The following is a 5,510-nucleotide window of genomic DNA, read 5'->3' as shown; positions in this document are numbered from 1 at the left end:
TGAGCTTTTCCAATGGTACGACTGGAACGCGACGCTAGATGTGAGTTTCGTTTCCCGTTCCGCCTTTTTGCACGGCAGGAAGCGCAGGTGTCGCGTTGTATGAGGGGGGGGCGCAAGCATGGAGAGATTCGCAGCTCATTGATAGATCGGTTTCGATCACCACTTGGCTTTAAAGCCCCAACTCCAAGGCCAGCAAGTCCGACAACGGCTGGGGACGTCGAATCAATTTAGCTTGCCCTTGCTCGATCAACACTTCCGGCAACAGTGTGCGGCTGTTGTAATTGGATGACATGGAGGCGCCGTACGCGCCGGTATCGTGCATGACCAGCAAGTCGCCAACCTGCGCTTCAGGTAACAAACGGGGTGTGACGCCCTGTTCATCCTGCGTAAAAATATCGCCGGATTCGCACAGGGGACCTCCCACTACACAGAGGTGCTCCGGACGACTGACCGGGACACCTTGGGAGTCCAGCAAGGTCATGTGGTGATAGGCGCCATAGAGGGCTGGCCGCATCAGGTCATTGAAGCCGGCGTTCACCAGGATGAAGTTTTGGCTACCGACTTTTTTGACCGCGCGGACTTCGGTAACCAAATAGCCTGACTCGGCTACCAGGAAGCGACCGGGCTCGATCTCCATCCGTACCGGGTGAGCGAGAAAAGCCTCGATGTCCTGTCTGGCCTGGCGCCATGCGTTCGCATAACGCTGGATATCCACCGGTTCATCCCCCACACGATAAGGCGTGGAAAGCCCCCCGCCTATGGAGAAAGCTTCGATATCGTGGTCGAGTGCCCTCACGGCCGAGACCATGGCACAGCCCACTTGCTCAAGGTGCGCGTAATCCACACCTGAACCGATATGCATGTGCAATCCCACCAGCTTCAGCCCGAATTGCCGAATCACGCTGAGCGCTTCTTGAACCTGGTCATGCCAGATCCCATGCTTGCTGTTTTCACCACCGGTATTGGTCTTGCGGCTGTGGCCATGGCCGAACCCTGGATTGATCCGCAGCCAGACGCGATGGCCGGGAGACTGTTGGCCCAATTGGCGGAGCATATCAATCGAGCCGGTGTTGACCTCAATGTTCAGTTCGACGACGCGTCGCAATGTCGCTTCATCGAACAGATCACAAGTCAGAACAATGCCTGCCGGGTCGCCGGCAGGGCTGTATCCAGCGAGCAGCGCCCGCTCGATTTCACCCAGTGATACGGCATCGATCCGCACGCCTTGTTCGCGGATCAACCGGAGAATATGCAGGTTGGAACAGGCTTTTTGCGCGTATCGAATGACATCGAAGCCTTGCAGTTGGTCGATGCGTGCCCTGATGGTCTTCGCGTCATAACACCAGAGCGGGGTGCCGTGCTGTCTCGCAGTCTCGGCTAATTGCTGGAAAACGGAATGGTTGGGCATGGAGGTATTCAATCTGAAGTAAAGAGAGAAGCCATCATGTCGACCATTCAGCATTCAATAAAATATCTATTCTTTGCTAGTCGATTCAGTTTTGATATAGGCCTTGATCAACTGACGGAGGCCAGGTGTGGGAATTTCCATACGGCATATCGAAGTCTTCCGCGCCATCATGCAGGCGGGGAGCGTCACCGGAGCGGCCCGCTTACTATTTACTTCCCAACCCACGGTCAGTCGGGAACTGGCGCGGCTTGAAAGCATCTCTGGCCTTCGGCTGTTTGATCGAGAGGGAGGGAGGTTGGTACCGACGGCTCAGGCCATTATGCTGCTCGAAGAAGTTGAACGTTCCTACATCGGGTTGGAACGAATCAACAGCGTTGCACAGTCGATCCGTCGCTTCGAACATGGCCAACTGAGCGTCGCCTGCCTTCCGTTGTTTTCCCAGACGCTGTTGCCCAAGGTCTGTAAGCACTTTCAGCAACAGCATGTCGGCATAGGCTTGAGCATTGCTGCACAGGAATCCCCCTTACTGGAAGAGTCACTCAGCGCCCAGCGTTACGACCTCGGATTGACCGAGGGTGAGCATGTACCTCGAGGCACCCAAGGGGAATTGCTCTTTTGTTCCGACATGGTCTGCATACTGCCAGAGGGTCACTCTTTGCTGTCCAGGCCGCTGCTCGTAATGGAAGATTTTCGCGGTGTCGATTTCATCAACTTTTCGGGTCTGGACATCTATCGTCAGACGCTCGATGAGCACTTTCGTCAGGCCGGAGTCGAACGGCATACCGTCATCGAAACAACCAACGCCGCATCGGTCTGTGCCATGGTCAGGCAACAGTTGGGGGTGGCGATTATCAACCCTTTGACCGCCGTGGAGGAATCAGGCAGAGGATTGGCCATTCGGCCGATCAATGTGTCCATTCCCTATCGCGTTATGTTGATCAGGCCTGATTATCGGCCCTCCTCTATCTTCGTCGATGCCTTCTGCAAGTCGTTGAGCGATGAGGCGCTGTGTCTTGCCAATGCACTAGAGGGTTCCAGTTAAAAGATAGCCATGCTCTAGCATGAGCGCTCCCATCATGACCCCGCGCATCAATGGCTGCGTGAGTACATCGCGGACTCGGTGTGATCCGAACAAAGCGTTCTACCTCTCAGGCTGTACGATATCTAGCAGTTGGCCGTAATGAAGAATCTTCTTTTCGGCAAGGATTTCGAGCGTTGTGTACGCGCGAAGCAATGTCGGATACCGGGACGGATCACCCTCTCGCCCCAGTGCGCAATTCAGAGTGTTCTCGCTAATGCATCACCTTGGCGCGGATCCAGCACAAAATCCCCATAAGCAAGCATGGCGGCATCCCAATTCACATCCATATGGGACGCCATCACCTGAATGTCACGCCAGTGCCGTTGCACCGGACTCGCATCAAAAATCGCCGCAGTCCCCATTTGCCACACCAGCCGTTGCACGGCCTGCACGCACAACCGAATCAGATACGCACGATCGCGCTTGAGGGTGACCAACTCTTGCAGAGACAGTGACCTGCGGGCGACACCTGCGCTATGGAGTAAAAAGGTAATGGCTTGGTAAAGGTGTCTGGCGCAGCTCAACTCCGCAGCACTCTCCGCGAGTCGCTCCAGCCATATTGGCCGAGCCTTTAATGCCCCGCCCTCCTTCGTGGGTTCATGCTTTCGCAGTGCTGCAATGCAGTCGTCGTAGGCCCCCTCCGCGCAGCCAAGCACCGGGCCGATGTGCAGACTGCCCAGATACGGAATGAACTCCACATCAAACAGGTAGCCGTCCGGATTGTGCCTGGCGCCTGCCGGTGCCGGGCCGAAACACTCGGATTGCGAGACGACCCAAGCATCCGGCACAAAGACATCATCCAGCCGCAGGTCTTTTGATCCGGTACCGCACATTCCAGCAACGTGCCAGACATCCTCGATCTGAACCTGATCCGTGCGGAGCGTGAACAACAGCGTTTGGCCGAACGATGCGCCACRAGGATCCTTGCCGGACACGATCACCCAGTTGGCATGATCGATCCCTGAACTGAAACGCCAGGTTCCGCCGATACGAAAACCACCGTCTTGCTTCAGGATCGAGACCCCTTTGGACACGGAAGCAGTCGCAATGATTTGCCCGGCGCCATCGGCAAAGACCTGCTCCTGACAGGTGGGAGGAAGCCGCCCGACAATCGCCGCATGGCTGCCCACCAGACCTATCATCCAACCGGTCGACGGACAAGCGCGTGCGGCAATTCGGGAGGTTTCAACCAGGGTTGGCCAATCGCGCTGCAGCCCACCATAGCGTCCAGGCACAAACAACTGCATAAGCCCTTCTGCAAGTAATTCCTCCACCGTCTGCTGCGAAACACAGCGAGCCTGTTCGGTTTCAGCGGCACGGGCCCGCCACCGGCCAAGCAGTTTTCGCGCGCGATCGCAGGTTTCATGATGTTCCAATGACAGGTTAGCCATCCAGTCCATGAACTTCGTTACCTCGACAATCAGCATTAGGGACAAAGTTTCCTGACAACCGGAGACTCGAAGCAGAACCCTTCGGGGATAAAGGGCTCGCCTAGCAGTTCGATGAACCTGCGGATGCAGTTTTCGTCATTGGACGCGACAAACTCATAGAAATTGGTGCCGTTCCAGATGACATAGATATGAGAAAAATAGCGGGACGCGGCTTCGACGAAATCAGAGAAAAGGATCTGACCGTTTTCCATCTGCACTAACATGGCCTCCCTTTTCCAGGCTATCTGCGCCTCGGAAAAATAATGAGACTTGTGCTGTTCGTCCTTTACCCGCGCCCGTCGCTCATACTCTTGGATGTCGCTCTGATTGCATTTTTCCAGAAAGAAAGCGAGGCCATCCTCTCGCAAAAAGCGGGAAACGAACTTCAGGTGCTCATCCCTGTTTCTGCCATAGAATTGAAAGGCCGCCATCTCATAGAGGTAGTCGACTCCGCAAAACAGCGAGTCGACGCCTAAGGCGTCCGCCACGATATCCTCTGTGATCTGAAGAAATGACCCCGAATAAAATGCAGAGATTTCCTTGTCGGTGTGGGCGTCGAAATGTTGCTGGTTGGCYTTGTTCGGAGAATTGGTCAGGGTTCTGATGGCCCCATTGGAATACTTCGCCAGGGTCCTTGCACTGCTCCCGTCAAACGCATCGATTTCCCACAGGGAAAAGTTTCGATCGTCTTTTTTTCGTCGCTCACGGGTATATCGGTCGAGCGCCACACCGATGCGTGAAAGCTCTTCCACAATCCCCGGCACACTGGCCAGGAAGTGCGAGAAAAGCGGCCCCGTCTGCGTCACCAGCAAATCATGGTAGGCCCTGACATCATCGTCCTGGATACGCTCACGAATTCTGGTTGTCACAGCCTGCCTGGGCACCTGGACCTTCCCGTTTGCCAGATCGTCAAAATAATCGGCCAGTTTGTTCATCGCAGAATCGACAAACGCAGGGTTTGAATCTGTGGTCATTTCCGTAATTCCATTTACGCGTTAAGTGTTTATTAAATTGCGATAGCGCCGGCGGCCAGGAGATGCGCCGTGGTTTTGCCGTTGAGGTTGCGGGGCAACGCCGCATGAAAACTGACAATGGCGGGCACCATGTACCAATCCAGCTGCGTGGCGCAGTACTGGATGAGCGCATCAGCGGACAACTCATGGCCTTCTTTCAATACCACGCAGGCCTTCGGAACCTGACCGGCCACTTCGTCAGGGACGGGGATCACAACCGCTTCGCTCACGGCTTCATGAGCGACGATCACATGCTCGATTTCCCGGGGGTTCACCTGAAAAGTCCGCCGCGTAAATACGTTGTCTTTTCTACCGACGAAATAGAGATACTGTTCACTGTCCCGTTTGAACAGGTCACCGGTGAAGTAAACCCGCGCTTCACCGAACAGATTGTTTTTAACGACCTGGCGGGTCAGTTCTGGTTTGTTCCAGTAACCGAGCATGACCAAATCACCCGCGACCACAAGTTCTCCCACACAATCAGGCCGGGTAATCAGTTGCCCGGCATCGTCAACCAGGAATACGTTAACCCCGGCAATCGCCTTACCCACCGAGCCGGGGCGTTGATCAAGTTGCTC

General features: G+C 55.3%; 5 protein-coding genes. 1 reads left to right on the top strand and 4 read right to left on the bottom strand.

The features are described 5' to 3' along the window. Positions 1–169: 169 nt before the first annotated feature. Positions 170–1,408: a diaminopimelate decarboxylase gene (lysA, locus tag AC1DVH_RS25495; RefSeq protein ID WP_477756139.1), complete on the bottom strand. Its 1,239-nt coding sequence runs from the start codon at positions 1,406–1,408 to the stop codon at positions 170–172. A 127-nt stretch (positions 1,409–1,535) separates the two neighbouring features. Between lysA and AC1DVH_RS25490 the strand changes: the two genes are divergently transcribed. Further along, positions 1,536–2,450, top strand: coding sequence for a LysR family transcriptional regulator (locus AC1DVH_RS25490; protein WP_477756138.1), 915 nt, complete (start codon positions 1,536–1,538; stop codon positions 2,448–2,450). Positions 2,451–2,686: 236 nt separating this feature from the next. Here AC1DVH_RS25490 and AC1DVH_RS25485 read toward each other — a convergent pair whose 3' ends face one another. The 3 genes from AC1DVH_RS25485 to AC1DVH_RS25475 form a co-directional block, all read right to left on the bottom strand. Next, on the bottom strand, positions 2,687–3,916 hold the full coding sequence (locus AC1DVH_RS25485) for an acyl-CoA dehydrogenase family protein (protein ID WP_477756137.1): 1,230 nt from the start codon (positions 3,914–3,916) through the stop codon (positions 2,687–2,689). Continuing rightward, positions 3,916–4,893: a class I SAM-dependent methyltransferase gene (locus AC1DVH_RS25480; protein WP_477756136.1), complete on the bottom strand. Its 978-nt coding sequence runs from the start codon at positions 4,891–4,893 to the stop codon at positions 3,916–3,918. The genes AC1DVH_RS25485 and AC1DVH_RS25480 overlap by 1 nt, the downstream gene beginning before the upstream one ends. A gap of 32 nt (positions 4,894–4,925) precedes the next feature. After that, positions 4,926–5,510 (bottom strand): class I adenylate-forming enzyme family protein (locus tag AC1DVH_RS25475; RefSeq protein WP_477756135.1); only part of this gene is annotated, 585 nt, incomplete at its 5' end.

This window comes from Pseudomonas sp. P4_C3, from assembly GCF_056402075.1.
The sequence above is the reverse complement of the archived record's forward strand: the minus strand, read 5'-3'. Positions and strand labels throughout refer to the sequence as shown.

Bases quoted from the DNA above. Each gene is read 5' to 3' on its own strand.
- lysA (WP_477756139.1), bottom strand. From the start codon at position 1,408: ATGCCCAACCATTCCGTTTTCCAGCAATTAGCCGAGACTGCGAGACAG.